At 72.2% G+C, this 15,107-nt stretch carries 15 protein-coding genes and 2 riboswitches; of the genes, 2 read left to right on the top strand and 13 right to left on the bottom strand.

Annotation, left to right across the window (positions count from 1 at the left end; all coding sequences use genetic code 11):
- Window positions 1–32 precede the first annotated feature (32 nt).
- The 3 genes from ACZ6KF_RS19665 to ACZ6KF_RS19675 form a co-directional block, all read right to left on the bottom strand.
- The gene (locus ACZ6KF_RS19665) at window positions 33–1,202 is read right to left on the bottom strand and encodes a cysteine desulfurase family protein (RefSeq protein ID WP_469158935.1); all 1,170 of its coding nucleotides are present in this window, start codon (window positions 1,200–1,202) and stop codon (window positions 33–35) included.
- Between the two features lie 126 nt (window positions 1,203–1,328).
- Window positions 1,329–1,595, bottom strand: coding sequence for a DUF4190 domain-containing protein (locus tag ACZ6KF_RS19670; RefSeq protein WP_469239393.1), 267 nt, complete (start codon window positions 1,593–1,595; stop codon window positions 1,329–1,331).
- A gap of 83 nt (window positions 1,596–1,678) precedes the next feature.
- Window positions 1,679–1,846 (bottom strand): hypothetical protein, encoded by a 168-nt coding sequence (locus ACZ6KF_RS19675; protein WP_356632792.1) that lies wholly within the window; start codon window positions 1,844–1,846, stop codon window positions 1,679–1,681.
- Window positions 1,847–2,020: 174 nt separating this feature from the next.
- Between ACZ6KF_RS19675 and ACZ6KF_RS19680 the strand changes: the two genes are divergently transcribed.
- The gene (locus tag ACZ6KF_RS19680; protein WP_356632790.1) at window positions 2,021–2,647 is read left to right on the top strand and encodes a TetR family transcriptional regulator; all 627 of its coding nucleotides are present in this window, start codon (window positions 2,021–2,023) and stop codon (window positions 2,645–2,647) included.
- Window positions 2,648–2,693: 46 nt separating this feature from the next.
- Here the strand turns inward: ACZ6KF_RS19680 and ACZ6KF_RS19685 are convergent, their stop codons facing one another.
- The 10 genes from ACZ6KF_RS19685 to ACZ6KF_RS19730 form a co-directional block, all read right to left on the bottom strand.
- On the bottom strand, window positions 2,694–3,542 hold the full coding sequence (locus ACZ6KF_RS19685) for a thioesterase family protein (protein WP_469239395.1): 849 nt from the start codon (window positions 3,540–3,542) through the stop codon (window positions 2,694–2,696).
- A 25-nt stretch (window positions 3,543–3,567) separates the two neighbouring features.
- A complete protein-coding gene (locus tag ACZ6KF_RS19690; protein WP_469158931.1) occupies window positions 3,568–4,275 on the bottom strand; it encodes a trimeric intracellular cation channel family protein in 708 nt (235 codons plus the stop codon).
- A 106-nt stretch (window positions 4,276–4,381) separates the two neighbouring features.
- Window positions 4,382–5,536 (bottom strand): ABC transporter ATP-binding protein, encoded by a 1,155-nt coding sequence (locus ACZ6KF_RS19695; RefSeq protein ID WP_356632786.1) that lies wholly within the window; start codon window positions 5,534–5,536, stop codon window positions 4,382–4,384.
- On the bottom strand, window positions 5,533–6,537 hold the full coding sequence (locus ACZ6KF_RS19700) for an ABC transporter ATP-binding protein (RefSeq protein ID WP_356632784.1): 1,005 nt from the start codon (window positions 6,535–6,537) through the stop codon (window positions 5,533–5,535). The genes ACZ6KF_RS19695 and ACZ6KF_RS19700 overlap by 4 nt, the downstream gene beginning before the upstream one ends.
- Window positions 6,538–6,543: 6 nt before the next feature.
- Entirely contained in the window at window positions 6,544–7,500 is a 957-nt protein-coding gene (locus tag ACZ6KF_RS19705) for an ABC transporter permease (RefSeq protein ID WP_356632782.1), read from the bottom strand.
- A gap of 1 nt (window position 7,501) precedes the next feature.
- Window positions 7,502–8,506 carry an ABC transporter permease gene (locus ACZ6KF_RS19710; RefSeq protein ID WP_356632780.1) on the bottom strand — a complete coding sequence of 335 codons (1,005 nt, stop codon included), beginning with the start codon at window positions 8,504–8,506 and terminating at the stop codon, window positions 7,502–7,504.
- A gap of 100 nt (window positions 8,507–8,606) precedes the next feature.
- A complete protein-coding gene (locus ACZ6KF_RS19715; RefSeq protein WP_356632778.1) occupies window positions 8,607–10,274 on the bottom strand; it encodes an ABC transporter substrate-binding protein in 1,668 nt (555 codons plus the stop codon).
- A gap of 273 nt (window positions 10,275–10,547) precedes the next feature.
- Window positions 10,548–11,336 carry an enhanced serine sensitivity protein SseB C-terminal domain-containing protein gene (locus tag ACZ6KF_RS19720; protein ID WP_469158930.1) on the bottom strand — a complete coding sequence of 263 codons (789 nt, stop codon included), beginning with the start codon at window positions 11,334–11,336 and terminating at the stop codon, window positions 10,548–10,550.
- A gap of 73 nt (window positions 11,337–11,409) precedes the next feature.
- A complete protein-coding gene (locus ACZ6KF_RS19725) occupies window positions 11,410–12,213 on the bottom strand; it encodes an enhanced serine sensitivity protein SseB (RefSeq protein ID WP_356632774.1) in 804 nt (267 codons plus the stop codon).
- 599 nt (window positions 12,214–12,812) lie between these two features.
- Complete coding sequence (locus ACZ6KF_RS19730; RefSeq protein WP_356632772.1) at window positions 12,813–13,475, bottom strand: AAA family ATPase; 663 nt, start codon at window positions 13,473–13,475, stop codon at window positions 12,813–12,815.
- A 180-nt stretch (window positions 13,476–13,655) separates the two neighbouring features.
- Window positions 13,656–13,756, top strand: a riboswitch (glycine riboswitch).
- Window positions 13,757–13,869, top strand: a riboswitch (glycine riboswitch).
- A 75-nt stretch (window positions 13,870–13,944) separates the two neighbouring features.
- Here ACZ6KF_RS19730 and gcvT point away from each other — a divergent pair.
- On the top strand, window positions 13,945–15,063 hold the full coding sequence (gcvT, locus tag ACZ6KF_RS19735) for a glycine cleavage system aminomethyltransferase GcvT (RefSeq protein ID WP_356632770.1): 1,119 nt from the start codon (window positions 13,945–13,947) through the stop codon (window positions 15,061–15,063).
- Window positions 15,064–15,107 lie beyond the last annotated feature (44 nt).

Here is a 15,107-nt window from a genome sequence, read left to right on the forward strand (position 1 = left end):
AGGCCGTACCCGGGCGCACGGGACCGGCGCCCTTACGTCAGCCCCGCCGCCCGAGCCCGTTCCACCGCCGGTCCGATGGCCCTGGCGAGCGCCTCGACGTCGTCCGGGGTGGAGGTGTGGCCGAGGGAGAAGCGCAGGGTGCCGCGGGCCAGGTCGGGGTCGACGCCGGTGGCGAGGAGGACGTGGCTGGGCTGGGCGACGCCGGCGGTGCAGGCGGAACCGGTGGAGCACTCGATGCCCTGGGCGTCGAGGAGCAGCAGCAGGGAGTCGCCCTCGCAGCCGGGGAAGGTGAAGTGGGCGTTTGCCGGCAGCCGCCCCGCGGGGTCCGGGTCGCCGCCGAGGATGGCGTCGGGGACGGCCGCGCGGACCTTGGCGACCAGGTCGTCCCGCAGGGCGCCGATCTCCCGGGCGAACCGCTCCCGGTGCTCGGCGGCGTGCCGTCCGGCGACCGCGAAGGAGGCGATGGCGGGGACGTCGAGGGTGCCGGAGCGGACGTGGCGTTCCTGTCCGCCGCCGTGCAGCACCGGCACGGGGCTGTACTCGCGGCCGAGGAGCAGCGCGCCGATGCCGTACGGCCCGCCGATCTTGTGACCTGAGACGGTCATCGCGGCGAGGCCCGACCCGGCGAACCCGATCGGGAGCTGGCCGAAGGCCTGCACCGCGTCGGAATGCAGCGGGACGCCGAACTCGGCGGCCACCTCGGCCAGTTCACGCACCGGCTGGACGGTCCCGATCTCGTTGTTGGCCCACATGACGGTGGCCAGGGCGACGTCGCCGGGGTCGCGGGCGACGGCCTCGCGCAGGGCCTCGGGGTGGACCCGGCCGTGGGAGTCGACGGGGAGGTACTCGACGGTGGCGCCCTCGTGCTCGCCGAGCCAGTGCACGGCGTCCAGGACGGCGTGGTGTTCGACGGGGCTGGCGAGGACGCGGGTGCGGGCCGGGTCGGCGTCGCGGCGGGCCCAGTACAGGCCCTTGACGGCGAGGTTGTCGGCCTCGGTGCCGCCGGAGGTGAAGACGATCTCGCTGGGCCGTGCGCCGAGGGCGTCCGCCAGGGTCTCGCGGGCTTCCTCGACGGCTCGCCGTGCGGCGCGGCCGGATGCGTGGAGGGAGGAGGCGTTGCCCGTGACGCCCAGGTGGGCGGTCAGGGCCTCTGCCGCCTCCGGGAGCATCGGGGTGGTCGCGGCGTGGTCGAGGTATGCCATGGTGCCGCCGATTCTACGGCTCCCGGCCCCGGCGCCCTCAGCCGCGTGGCCCACCGCGGCCGTCGCGACGGCGCCGCACCCCGCCGTGCCCGGTCGTGGCGCTCCGTCCGCCTCGCGAGCACGGGTCTAGAAACTCCAGGAGATCGTGCCGTCCGCCTGCACGAACGCCGCCAGGACGACCAGGTCGGCGATGCCCAGGCCCATGCCGAGCAAGGCGCGGCCACGGCGCCGGGTGCCGCGGCGCAGCGCGACGGCGGCCAGGGCGACGGCCGTCGGGCCGAGGAAGAGGCTGAGGACGAGCAGGCCCAGCAGGCCGAGGACGAAGGAGGCGACGGCCATCCCGTCGGCGTCGCGGATGCCGGTGCGGCGCGTGGCCGGTGCGGTCAGCTGCATGGTCCGTGCTCCCGTTCGCTGGTGCGGCGGTGGGTGCGTTCGTGAGGACGGCGTCGGCGGTCGTGCGTTCGCCGCCACGGCGGTCAGTGCGCGGGCGTCCGGCGACGGCGGCCGTGCCGTTCGCGCAGGGCGAAGACGGCGAGCCAGACGGCGATCACCGCGGCCAGGACGGCGGTGAAACCCAGCGGCGCGTGGGCGACGGTGCCCAGGACGACGCCGAGCAGGAGCAGTGCGGCGACGAGGAACAGCACGGGAATCGCATCCCTTCCGGTTGCCTCTCGGATCGGCCCGGCCGACCGGACGGCATCGACTCGGCCGGTCCGGCCGGCCGGACACTCTGCTGTGTACACACCTGTTCACTGACTTACCAGTCCAAACAATCCGGCGGGTTCAGATTTCCGGAGAACGGTTGTTGACTGCATGGCATGAGTCACACCGTCGGCATCCGGCAGGCGCAGAAGGCGAAGACCCGGCGGGCGCTGCTGGACGCGGCGCTGGAGCTGCTGGAGGAGCAGAGTCTGAGCAGCCTGGGCCTGCGCGAGGTCACCCGTGCCGTGGGGGTCGCGCCGACCGCCTTCTACCGCCACTTCCGCTCCACGGCGGACCTCGGCGTGGCCCTGGTGGAGGAGTCGCTCGGCAGCCTGCACCCGCTGATCCGGTCGGCGGTGTCCACGACCGGCGACAGCGACGAACGCATCGCGCTCGCCGTGGAGTTGATCGCCCGCCAGGTGGAAGCACACCCCGCGCACATCCGTTTCCTCGCCCGTGAGCGGCACGGCGGCGTCCAGCCCGTGCGGGAGGCCATACGGGACCGGCTGGCCCGGTTCGCCGAGGAGGTGGGGGCCGCGCTGGCCGGGGACCCGCTGTCGCGGGGGTGGAGCGAGGACGACCTGGCGATGCTGGCGGGCCTCTACGTCGACCAGATGCTGGCGACCGCCTCGCTCCTCCTGGAGGCGCTCGACGCCCCGGAGGAGGAGCGCGGGCGGGTCATGCGGACGGCCGCGCGCCGACTGCGGCTGATCGCCGTCGGCCGGGAGCACTGGCTGGACTGATCCCCCGCCGGGCGGCGGGACGCTCGGCCCGACGGCGACGGAGCCCTCAGTCCGACAGCCGCACGCGTGCCAGCTGCCGGGACTGGGCGACGAGCCGGTCCTCGCTGTCCCAGACCTCGCCGTCCTCCTCCAGGAACCCGCCCGCGAGGTTGCGGGTGGTGATGGAGACGCGCAGCGGGCCGGGGGCCGGGCGGCAGCGGACGTGGACGGTCAGCTCGACCGTCGGGACCCAGCCGCTCAGGCCCAGCTCGAAGGCGGTCGGCGGGAGGGCGTCCACCGCGAGGAGCAGCGAGAGGGGGTCGGCGTCGCGGCCGTCGGCGAGGCCGAACCAGGCGCGCATCTCGCCCTTGCCGGACGGCGCGCCGAGCGCCCAGCCGAGGGTGGCCGGGTCCAGCTTGAGCATCAGCCGGTCGGTGATGGCGGAGCTGCCGGGCACGGGGGCCGGGGCGTCGGAGGGGCCGAAGCACTGCTCCACCGGCGGGATCGCGGGCGGCTTCGCGGTCGTGCGGACGTCGTCGGGCAGGGCGCCCAGGTCGCCGTAGGAGGCGAGGACGCGGATCCGTTCGACCTCGGCGCCCTGCTCGTCGTACTGGAAGAGCGAGGCCTGGCCGGTGGAGAGGGTGCGGCCGGTGCGGACGGTCTCGGTGCGCACGACCGCCGGGCCGGGCCGGGAGGCGGTGAGGTAGTGCGCGGAGATGGTGAACGGGTCCGGGTGCGGGAGCGCGTCCGCGAGGGCGCGGCCCAGGACGGCCAGCAGATAGCCGCCGTTCACGGCGTTGATGATGGTCCAGCCGGCGGACAGGTCGATGTCGTAGACGCCGTGCGCGCGCCGGGTGACGGCGGTGTCGCGGTCGAACTCGCTGTCGCCGATGGTCGCCTGGGATGCCTGAGCCATGGCGGTACGGTACAACAAACAACTACTAAGCGGTAGCTTTTTCCGATGGCCGGTCCAGCCGCTCCGCCCCCTCCGGCATCTCCTCCCGCACCGTCGACCGCCGGTTCCAGGCGCGCGGCGCCCGCCAGTGGTAGCGCATCGCCAGCAGCCGCAGCACGAAGGCCGTGACGACCGCCAGCCCCGAGGTCACCGGCGTCAGGACGTCGTGCTGGATGCACAGCGCGACCATGGCGGCGCCGACCATCGCGGGCACGGCGTACAGATCGCGGTCCCAGCGCAGCAGTGAGGGCACCTCGTTGGCGAGGACGTCGCGCAGCACCCCGCCGCCGACCGCGGTGGCGAGCCCGAGGGCGGCCGAGGCGGTCAGGCCGAGCCCGTGCTCGTAGGCCTTGGTCGTGCCCGAGACGCAGAACAGCCCGAGCCCGGCCGCGTCGAAGACGTTCACCCCCGATTGGATGCGCTCCACCTGCGGGTGCAGGAAGAAGACCAGGAGGGCGGCGAGGAGCGGGGTGAGGAAGTACCCGAGGTCCGTGAACGCGGCCGGCGGCACGGCGCCGATGACCAGGTCGCGGAAGAGTCCCCCGCCGAGCGCGGTGACCTCGGCGAGCACCGCGATGCCGAAGACGTCGAAGTTCTTGCGGACGGCCAGCAGTGCGCCGGAGATCGCGAAGACGAAGATGCCGACCAGATCCAGGGTGTGCTGGACGGAAGGGCTGAACAATTGCTGGAGCACCAGAACATTGTGACGCGCCCCGGGGTGGACCTTACAAATCAAGGTCCACCCCGTGAGACGGTCGGCAAATCAAAGGCCGACCCAGAGGGTCACCACGGAGGGCCGACTAGCCGGCCTTCTCCGCCTCGGCCGCCTTGCCCGTCTCGGCCGCCTTCTCCGCCTCGGCCGCCTCGGCCGCCTTCCCCGCCGCGCCCACCGCCGCCGGCGCCGGATTGTCGTCCAGCCCCTCCCGCGCCGCCGGGACCACGTCCCCCGTCGTCCGCGTCAGCGTCCCCGCGGCGATCTCGGCGGCGTAGTGGCAGGCCACCCGGTGTCCGCCGCCGACGTCGGTCAGCGCCGGCCGCTCGGTGGCGCACAGCGTCTCCTGCACCCACGGGCACCGGGTGTGGAACCGGCATCCGGCGGGCGGGTCGGCCGGCGAGGGCAGGTCGCCGGTGAGCAGGATGCGCTCGCGCCGGTCCTCGACCTCCGGGTCGGGCACGGGAACCGCCGACATCAGGGCCTTGGTGTAGGGGTGCCGCGGCTCCGCGTAGAGGGCGTCGCTCGGGGCCTCCTCCACCAGCGCGCCCAGGTACATCACGCCGATCACGTCGGAGATGTGCCGGACCACCGCGAGGTCGTGGGCGATGACCACGTAGGTCAGGCCCAGCTCCTCCTGCAGCTCCTCCAGCAGGTTGATCACCTGGGCCTGGATGGACACGTCCAGCGCGGACACCGGCTCGTCGCAGATGATCACGTCCGGCTCCAGGACCAGGGCGCGGGCGATGCCGATGCGCTGGCGCTGGCCGCCGGAGAACTCGTGCGGGTAGCGGGACAGCGCGTTGGACGGCAGCCCGACCTTGGCGAGGATCGCCTTGATCTTCTCGCGCCGCTCCTCCTGGGTGGCGCCGATGCCGTGGGCGATCATGCCCTCGGAGAGGATCGACTCGATGTTCTGCCGGGGGTTGAGGGAGCCCAGCGGGTCCTGGAACACCATCTGGAGCCGGCGCCGGAAGCGGCGCATCTCCTCCTCGGGCAGCTTGGCCAGGTCGGTTCCGTCGAGCACGACGCCGCCCTCGGTGATGGGCACCAGGCGCAGCACCGCCCGCCCGAGGGTGGTCTTGCCGCAGCCCGACTCGCCCACCAGGCCGTAGGTCTGGCCGGCCTCGACCTTGAGGGAGACGCCGTCGACGGCGTGGACGTGGCCGACCGTGCGGTCGAAGAGGACGCCCTTCTTGACCGGGAAGTGGACCTTGACTCCGTCCAGTTCGAGCAGGCTCATGCGCGGACCTCCTCGGCCTTGGCGTCGTCGAGTACGGGGTGGACGCACCGCACCTGGTGTCCGGCCGCCCGGGGCGCGGCGAGCGGCGGGGTGCCGCCGAGGCAGTCCAGCTCGTAGCGGTCGCAGCGGGGCGCGAAGGCGCAGCCGTCGGCCCAGGCGATCCGGTCGTTGATGGAGCCCCGGACGGGGGTGAGCGGTTCGCCGCGCGGGGCGTCGAGCCGGGGGATGGAGCCCAGCAGCCCGTGCGCGTAGGGGTGGGTGGGGTGGGCGAACAGTTCGCGGCGCCCCGCGGACTCCACGACCTTGCCCGCGTAGAGCACGTTCACCTCGTCGCAGAGGCCGGCCACCACGCCCAGGTCGTGGGTGATCATCAACAGGGCGGTGCCCTCCTGGTCGACCAGTTCCTTCAGCAGTTCCAGGATCTGCGCCTGGATGGTGACGTCGAGGGCCGTGGTGGGCTCGTCGGCGATCAGCAGGCCCGGCGCGCAGGCCACCGCCATGGCGATCAGCGCGCGCTGGCGCATGCCGCCGGACATCTGATGCGGGTACTCCTTGAGCCGCCGGGTGGGGTCGGGGATGCCGACCCGGTCCAGCAGGCTCGCCGCCTCCTTGCGGGCGGCCTCGCCCTTCAGGCCCCGGTGGCGCTCCAGGATCTCGGTGACCTGGACGCCGATCGGGACGACCGGGTTGAGGGAGGACAGCGGGTCCTGGAAGATCATCGCGATCCGGCGGCCCCGCAGGTCGCGCAGCGCCCTGCGGCTCATGGAGAGCAGGTCGGAGCCGTCGAAGTCGGCGCGGCCGGTGATCTCGACGCCCTTGGCCGGCAGGAGCCCCATCAGGGCGAGCGAGGTGACGGACTTGCCGCAGCCCGACTCGCCGACCAGCCCCACGACCTGGCCCTGGTCGACGGAGAACGAGACGCCGTCGACCGCCCGGGACTCCTTGCGGCCGTGCTGTCCGCCGAAGGTGACGGTCAGTTCGTCGACTGAGAGAAGTGGCATGGTGGTTCAGCCTCGCAGCTTCGGGTCGAGGGCTTCCCGCATGGCCTCGCCGAGCAGGGTGAAGCCGAGCGCGGTGATGATGATGCCGAGAGCCGGGTACACCGCCATCATCGGTGCGTTGTCGAAGAAGTCCTGGGCGCGCGCCAGCATGACGCCCCACTCGGGGACCGAGGGGTCGGGGTTGCCGAGCCCGAGGTAGGACAGGGCCGCCGCCTCGATGATGGCGGTGGCCAGCGAGAGGGTCGCCTGGACGATCACCGGGCTGAGCGAGTTCGGCATGATCTGCGTGACGACGATGCGGCGCCGGCGCACGCCCAGCGCCTGTGCGGCCAGCACGTAGTCGGCGCCGCCCTGCGCGAGCATCGAACCGCGCAGCAGGCGGGCGAAGATCGGCACCTGGACGACGCCGACGGCGATCATCACGGTGGTCAGGGACTGGCCCATGACGGCCGCGACGGACACGGCGAGCAGCAGCGAGGGCAGCGCCAGCATCATGTCGGTGACGCGCATGACGAAGGAGTCGAGTCGCTTGCCCTTGTCGCCGCCGAGGGTGGCCGCGGCGCCGGAGAGGCCGCCGATGAGGAAGCCGACGACGAGTCCGATCATGGTGGAGACGACGCCGACGAGCAGGGTCTGCCGGGCGCCCACCAGCATCCGGGAGAACATGTCGCGGCCGAGGTGGTCCAGGCCCAGCCAGTTCTCGCCGCGGGGTCCGACGAACTTGCCCTGGTTGACGAGGACTTCGCTGCGCCAGGTCTGGGCGGTCGGCGAATGCGGGGCGATCCACGGGCCGACTATGGCCAGCAGCACGAAGACGGCGATGACGCCGGCCCCGATGATCGCCATCTTGCTGGTCCGCAGCCGCCGGTAGGCCTCTTTCCACAGGCTCGCGCCGGTCGTGCTCTCGTTGTGTGCGGTGAGCTCCGCGAGGCGCTGGATCTTCTCTGTCTTGGTGGTGCTCACGTCAGTGCACCCGCACTCTCGGGTCGATGAGGCTGTACGCCACGTCCACCAGCAGGTTGATCAGGACGTAGATGATCGCGATGAACATGATGAAGCCGACGAGGACCGGGTAGTCGCGGTCGTCGATCGCCGTCCGGATGAAGGAGCCGATCCCGCCGAAGGAAAACACGGACTCGGTGAGCACGGCGCCGGACAGCAGCGAGCCGGTGAGCAGGCCGACCGCGGTGACGACCGGCAGCATGGCGTTGCGCAGCACGTGCCGCCCGCGCACCACGCTGCGGCGCAGGCCCTTGGACTCGGCGGTGCGGACGTAGTCCTCGCCGAGCACTTCGAGCACGCTGGCACGGGTCATGCGGACGATCACGGCGAGCGGGATGGAGGCCAGGGTGATCGCGGGCAGCACCAGATGGTGGACCGCGTCCAGGGAGGCGTCGAACTCGCCGGTGAGCACGCCGTCGAGGACCGCGAAGCCGGTCACCTCGGTGGCGTCGATGCCGCTGTCCTGGCGGCCGTAGCTGGGGAAGAGGCCCAGTCCGACGGCGAAGACGTCCTTGAGGATCAGGGCGAGGAAGAACACCGGCACGCAGATGCCGACGAGCGAGCCGGAGACGGCGGTGACGTCGAGCCAGCCGCCGCGCTTGCGGGCGGCGAAGTAGCCGAGCGGCACGCCGATCACGATCGCGATGATCATCGCCGCGACGGACAGTTCGACGGTGGCCGGGAAGCGCAGCGTGAACTCGTCCCACACGGGCTGACCGGTCTGCACCGAGGTGCCCAGGTCGAGTTCGCCGATGCGCTTGAGGAAGCGCCAGTACTGGATGTGGAGGGGCTGGTCGAGCCCCAGTGCGCGGTTGATCCGTGCCACTTCGGCCTCGGTGGCCCGCTCCCCCAGGATCGCTGAGGCGGGTCCGCCGGGCAGCCGGTTGAGCCAGAGGAACAGCAGAACCGACAGGCCGAGCAGGGTGGGAATCAGCTGGAGCAGTCTTCGTACGACGAGACGCAGCACCCCGCATGCCCCTTTCTTACGTCAGTGACTTCAGCGAAGGGTCCGCCCGGCCGCCGAGTTGCAGCAGCCGGGCGGACCCGTGTGCGATGCCTGTCTCTACTTACTTGAAGGAGATCTCGGCGAAGTTCTCCTGCGTGAGCGGGGAGACCTTCGGCGGGTTCACGTTCTTGGCGAACGCGATCGCGGGCGGCGACGAGGAGACCGGGACGCCCGGCAGGTAGTCCATGATGACCTCGTTGGCCTTCTGGTAGGCGGCGGTGCGCCCCGCGGTGTCGGCGATCTTCGAGCCGGCGTTCACCGCGTCGAACAGCTCCTTGTTCTTGAAGCCCCACTGCTTGTCGTACTCGGCGAACCAGGTGCCGATGAAGTTGTAGCCGTCGTTGAAGTCACCGGTCCAGCCGAGCATGTGCAGGGCGCAGGAGCCGGCCTCGGTGGCGTCCAGGTAGTCCGGGGCCCACTTCATCGGCTTCGGGGTGACCGTGATGCCGGCCTTCTCCAGGTCGGCCTTCATCAGCTCGAACAGGTCCTGCGGCGAGGGCATGTACGGGCGGGTGACCTCGGTCGGGTAGCAGAACTCGATCTTGAGGCCGCTCTCGCCGGCGCTCTTGAGCAGCTGCTTGGCCTTGGCGGTGTCGTACGGGTACTGGGTGACGTTCTCGGAGTAGCCCGCCACCGTGTCCGGCATGAACTGGGTGGCCACCTTGCCGCCCTCGGGCAGCTGGGTCTTGACCAGGTTCTCGCGGTCGAGCGCGTGCGCGATGGCCTGGCGGACCTCCTTCTTCTTCAGCGCCGGGTTCTTCTCCTGGGTCATGCCCACGTAGAAGAGGTTGAAGACGCCACGGGTCGGGACCTGGAAGCCCTCGCCCTCGAGGGTCTTGACGTCGGCGGGCGCGACCAGGTCGTAGCCGTCGATGTCACCGGCCTGCAGCGCCTGACGGCGGCCGTCCTCGGTGTCGATGGTGCGGATGACCAGGTTCTTGACCTTGGCCTTCTCGCCCCAGTAGCCGTCGAAGGCCTCCAGGGAGACCTCCTTGTTGCCCTTGTTCCACTTGGTGATCCTGTACGGGCCGGTGCCGGCGACGAGGCCGGCCTCCTGGCTGTACTTGGGGTACGTGATGGCGTCGCCCTTGGCGGTCGCCTCCTGCTTCTCGTACTCCTTGAGGGCCTTCGGCGAGTGGATGGCCAGGGCCTGGAGGGAGAAGCCGCCGGGCAGGTTCGCGGAGGGCTTCTTGACCTCGATGACGGCGGTGTGCTCGTCCTTGGCGGTGCAGGACTTGTAGTTCGCCTCGGGGGTCTCGGGGTCCTCGTTCTTCGCGAAGCCGCCCATGATGGTCTGCCAGTAGTAGGAGACCGCGCTGGACTGGTAGGTGCCCGTCCAGTTGAACCAGTGGTCGTAGTTGGCGCACACGGCCGCGGCGTTGAAGGTCTCGCCGTCGTGGAACTTCACGCCCTTGCGGAGGTTGAAGGTCCAGACCGTGCCCTTGTCGTTGCTCTCCCAGGTCTCGGCCAGGCCGCCGACGAGCTTGCTGCCGCCCGACTCGTGCTCCAGCAGCGCCTCGAAGGCCTGCCGGGTGACGCGGAAGGTCTCGCCGTCGCTCGCGAGCGCCGGGTCGAGCGAGCTCGGGTCGCCGGGGGCGCCGAACACGAAGGTGTCCTTGTCCCCCTTCTGGTCTTCCTTGTCTCGCTCACTGGCGCAGCCGGTGGCGATCACACCGACCGCCAACGCGGCCGTGATCGCCCTGGCGGCACGGGATCTGAGTATGCGCATAGGGAGGCCACTCCGGGTTCCACTGTGGGGAAAGCACTGTTGACCGCCCGAACACTACAGACGCGGCCGGAAAACGAGAACAGTCCGCATAGCGGTGATACCTACCTGAGATTTGAACACTCGATAAATCGGAAGCTACCGGTACATCAAGGATGCGGAGGTTTAACGTGCAGGACACGGCCGAAACTTGGCTGTTCACGAGGGCATGACGGGGACCCGCGCGGGGCGGGTGGACGCGTTCGCGGAGTGAGACGGAAGGGGTGGCGCGGGCGCTCAGTAGGCGCGCGCGGGCGGGTAGCCGTAGCCGCCGGCCGGGGCGGCGTGGGCCTCGCGGTCGTAGAACGGACGGGCGTTGGCACGCAGCCACATGGCGACCGGGTCGTGTTCGTCGGACATGGCGACGGTGGACACCGGCAGGCCGTCCGGGACGGCGCCGATGGACTGCTGCATCATCGCGCGCACGGAGTCCACGGCGGGCGGGGAGGTGTCGTACACGTCCAGGCCGATGGCCAGATACGGCGCTCCGAGGGCTGGCTGCACCCACGCGCGGCGCAGCGAGCGCACGGCCGGGGTGCGGTGGGCGTTCTGCGCGAGGAGGGCGTAGAACTGCGGGACCTCGACGGCGGGTTCGGACAGCCGCAGCGGGCCGGCGGGCTGGCGGTCCAAACCGGCGGCGATACGCCGCAGATCGAGCCAGGGGATGCCGACGCCGCCGCCGGGGGCGTGCGGATTCAGCCACAGTCCGTAGTGGTCGGGGTAGAGGGTGCGGGCCACGTCGAGGGCGTCGACCACCTCGTACGACCGGTTCCAGCCGCTGGCGGAGAGCTCCTGGGCGGAGGTGACGCAGGGCGCGTAGTGGTGGCCGCCGACCTCCATGTCGCCGTACTGGGCGTCGGGGGAACCGGCCTGGCCGTGCCACAGCAGCATCCAGACCTGGCCGACGGAGGGGGTGGCGAGGGCGCGCAGCAGCGCCTCGTAGGCGTCGTAGCGCCCCGGCGTCACCTGGCGCAGCATGTGCTCGACCTGGCCGGCCGCGGCGGTTCCCGTGCCGCTCGCGCTCACTTCTTACCGCCCCTTCGTCCCACGCCCGCTTTGAGCCGTGACCCTAGCTTAGGGCCTTGGCGACGAATCGACTTCAGCCGTTCTGCGGGAGAATTTGCGTATAGAAGGGGCGCACCCGCTCGCGCATCCAGTGGCCGACGGGGTCGTCCGTGACGTCCAGCAGGACCAGGTTCACCGGCCAGCGGACCGGGACCCGGCCGAGGGCGCGGCCGAGGGCGTCCAGCGGCAGGGCGCGCAGGTCGCCCTCCCAGGCGGTGAGTTCGACGCCGACGAACATCACGGGGTCGGCGGTCTCGATGGCGGCCAGGCAGCGGCGGGCGGTGCGGACCACGCCGATGCCCTCGAACTCGGCGGAGGCGGCGGAGAGGAAGTCGACCGGGTCGTCCTGCCAGTCCGGCTCGAACAGCCGGACCCGGCCGCCGCTCGCGGGCCCGTCCAGGGGGGTGCGCCCGGCCCGGCACAGTTCGGCCACCGCGGGCGGCGGCAGCGGGATCCCGACGACGCCGCCGGGGTTGACGGCGATGCCGGCCTGCGGGGGCAGTCCGCGCGCGAACTCGACGGCGGGGGCGATGGTGTACGACATGTGCGCGCCGACGACCTGGCGGAACTGCTCCTCGGAGCTGAACACGGGCACGTACGCCTGGCCGGCGATCTCCATGGTGGGCAGGTCCAGCGGGCCGCTGTCGGGTCCGCCGCCGTTGGGCAGCGGCACCCAGACGAAGCTGCGGCCGAGCACCTCGACGATCCGGGCGCCGGCCGTGGGGACGCCGAGGGACGCGGACAGCACCTCCTCCAGCTCGTTGCCGGGCCATCCGCCGTGCGGATGGGGGTGCGCCTGCGCCGGGATGTCCGCGGAGAAGTCCGCCGGGAAGTCCATCTGCCTACCGCCTGCCGAGAACTACTGGTCCGGCTGAAAGGCTACCGTCCGGCGGGCCGGGCCCCGGGCCCGCGACCCCCGGCGCCCACCGCCGGGAAGCCCCCGGCCCACGGCCGCCGGCGCCGGGGGCCCGCCGTCACGAAGCCCCGGTCGCAGACCCCCGGCGTCGGGCGCCGACCACCGCGGAGTTCTCGTGCCCCGGCCCCATTCCCGGCCATCGGGAAACTGCCCGGTCCAGACCCCGTCCCGGACACCGCGAAACCCCGGTCCGCGAACCTGCGCCGGCCCGCCGCCGTCGGTTCCCGGCCCCGCCCCGGCGACCGTGGAACGCCCGCTCCCGGCCCCGCCCCGGCCATCGCGCGGCCGGCCGTGCGCGGCCCGGCCCGGCGTGCGCGGCCCGGCCCGGCGTGCGCGGCACGGCGAGCACGGCACGGCCCGGCGAGCACGCCCCGGCCCGGCGAGCACGGCCCGGCCCGGCGAGCACGGCCCGGCCCCGGTATACGCGATACGCCCCGGTATACGCGGCACGGCCCGGCGTGCGACCGCGAACAGCCCGGTGGCGGACGCCGCGATTCCCGGCCCCGCCCGGGCCCCCGTCCTCAGCCCGTGAACCCGATCCGGCGCAGCGTGTTCGCCGCGTCGCGGTCGAGGAGGACCGCCGAGACGCAGCCGGGCGGCAGGGCGCCCCGTTCGACTCGGGCGAGGAGGCGGGCGGCGACGCGGCGGTGGCGGCGGAAGGCGTAGCGGGAGACGCCCCGGCCGCGCTCGCGCTGCCCGGCCAGCGCCTGCTCGGGGGTGACGTCGAGGAACAGCAGGTGCAGCGTGCCGCCCCGGCGGCGGGCCTCGCGGGCCAGCCAGGCGCGCACCCAGGCCTGGGTGCCGCAGTCGTGGACGACGATGCCCTCGCCGGTGCGCAGGGCGCGGCGCAGCCCGGCGTAGTGGGCGAGGCGCACCAGCGGCCGGTAGAGCCCGTACGGCAGGAAGCCGGGCATGCGGCGGTCCCAGCGGTCGCGGGTGTCCTGGGAGTCGATGCGGACCGCCTTGACGGTCCGGCGCATCAGGGTGGACTTGCCGCTGCCGGGCAGACCGGTGACCACGACCAGGTCGCCGGGACCGAAGAGCAGTGCGTGCGGGCTGCGTCCGGCCCGCTCGCGCAGGTCGCGGACGACCGGCGCGGGGACGCACGCCTCCCCCGCGGACGCGGCGGGCTGCCGGGGCAGCGCGACGGGCGAGCCGGCGGCGTAGGCCGTGGTCCTGTTCACCGTGATCGTCCTCCCCTGGGGCGGTTCACGAGTTCCCGTCCCCGTCGAGTGTAAAGAGAAGGTAATCCGCGGTGTCTCGTGTTTTCGTACTCGTGGTGCCACAGCACGGTTACAGATCGCAGCCTGCCGCGAACCGGCGATGCGTGCAATGATGTGCGCGCCAACTGCATACCGGCCGTTTGAATCCGCGCGGGAGAGTTCCCAGCCGCCACCGGCGCTGGGACGCCGAAGGAGCAAGTCCCTCCCTTGAATCTCTCAGGCACCGTTACCGCACGGGCGAGGCACATCTGAAAAGCGGGCCGCCGCCGTGCGCGGTGGTCCCACCCAAGGTGCAAGCCAGTGACCGGTCACGGTCATGGCGAACCTCTCAGGTTCCGATGACAGATGGGGAGGAACGACCTCGCCCTCCCCCATGCTCGAATGAGCTCGCACGGGAGGTCCCCCCATCGCCCCGGGAGACATCCGTCCGATGAGCAGTTCCGTACCCCGTCGCACCGCCCTCGACGCCCTGCACCGCGAACTGGGCGCGACCATGACCGATTTCGCCGGCTGGGACATGCCCCTGCGCTACGGCTCCGAGCGCGACGAGCACCTCGCGGTGCGCACCCGCGCCGGCCTGTTCGACCTCTCCCACATGGGCGAGATCACGGTCACCGGCCCCGGCGCCGCCGCCCTGCTGAACTTCGCCCTGGTCGGCGACCTCGCCTCCGTCGGCGTCGGCCGCGCCCGCTACACGATGATCTGCCGGGCCGACGGCGGCATTCTCGACGACCTGATCGTCTACCGCCTCGCCGAGGCCGAGTTCATGGTCGTCGCCAACGCCTCCAACGCCCAGGTCGTGCTGGACGCCCTCACCGAGCGCGCCGCCGGCTTCGACGCCGAGGTGCGCGACGACCGGGACGCCTACGCGCTGATCGCCGTGCAGGGCCCCGAGTCCCCCGGCATCCTCAAGGCGCTGACCGACGCCGATCTCGACGGCCTGAAGTACTACGCCGGACTGCCCGGCACGGTCGCGGGCGTCCCGGCGCTGATTGCGCGCACCGGCTACACCGGCGAGGACGGCTTCGAGCTGTTCGTGCGCCCCGGGCACGCCGTCGCCCTGTGGCAGGCGCTGACCGAGGCCGGTCGGGGCGCTGGCCTGGTCCCCTGCGGGCTGTCCTGCCGTGACACGCTGCGCCTGGAGGCGGGCATGCCGCTGTACGGGCACGAGCTGACCACCGCGCTCACCCCCTTCGACGCCGGTCTCGGCCGGGTGGTGAAGTTCGGCAAGGAGGGTGACTTCGTCGGGCGCGAGGCGTTGCTGGCGGCCGCCGCCCGCGCCGAGGAGAACCCGCCGCGGGTCCTGGTCGGCCTGGTCGCCGAGGGCCGCCGGGTGCCGCGCGCCGGGTACGCCGTGGTCGCGGGCGGCGAGGTGATCGGCGAGGTCACCTCCGGCGCGCCCTCGCCGACGCTGGGCCGGCCGATCGCCATGGCGTACGTCGACCCCGCGCACGCGGCGCCGGGCACGCCCGGTGTCGGCGTGGACATCCGGGGCAGTCACGAGCCGTACGAGGTCGTGGCGCTGCCGTTCCACAAGCGCCGGAAGTAACACTTGAGGCGTGGTCCGCATGTGCCGGTCCGCATGCGACTCCG

It is taken from the genome of Streptomyces sp. NPDC046379, assembly GCF_055587785.1.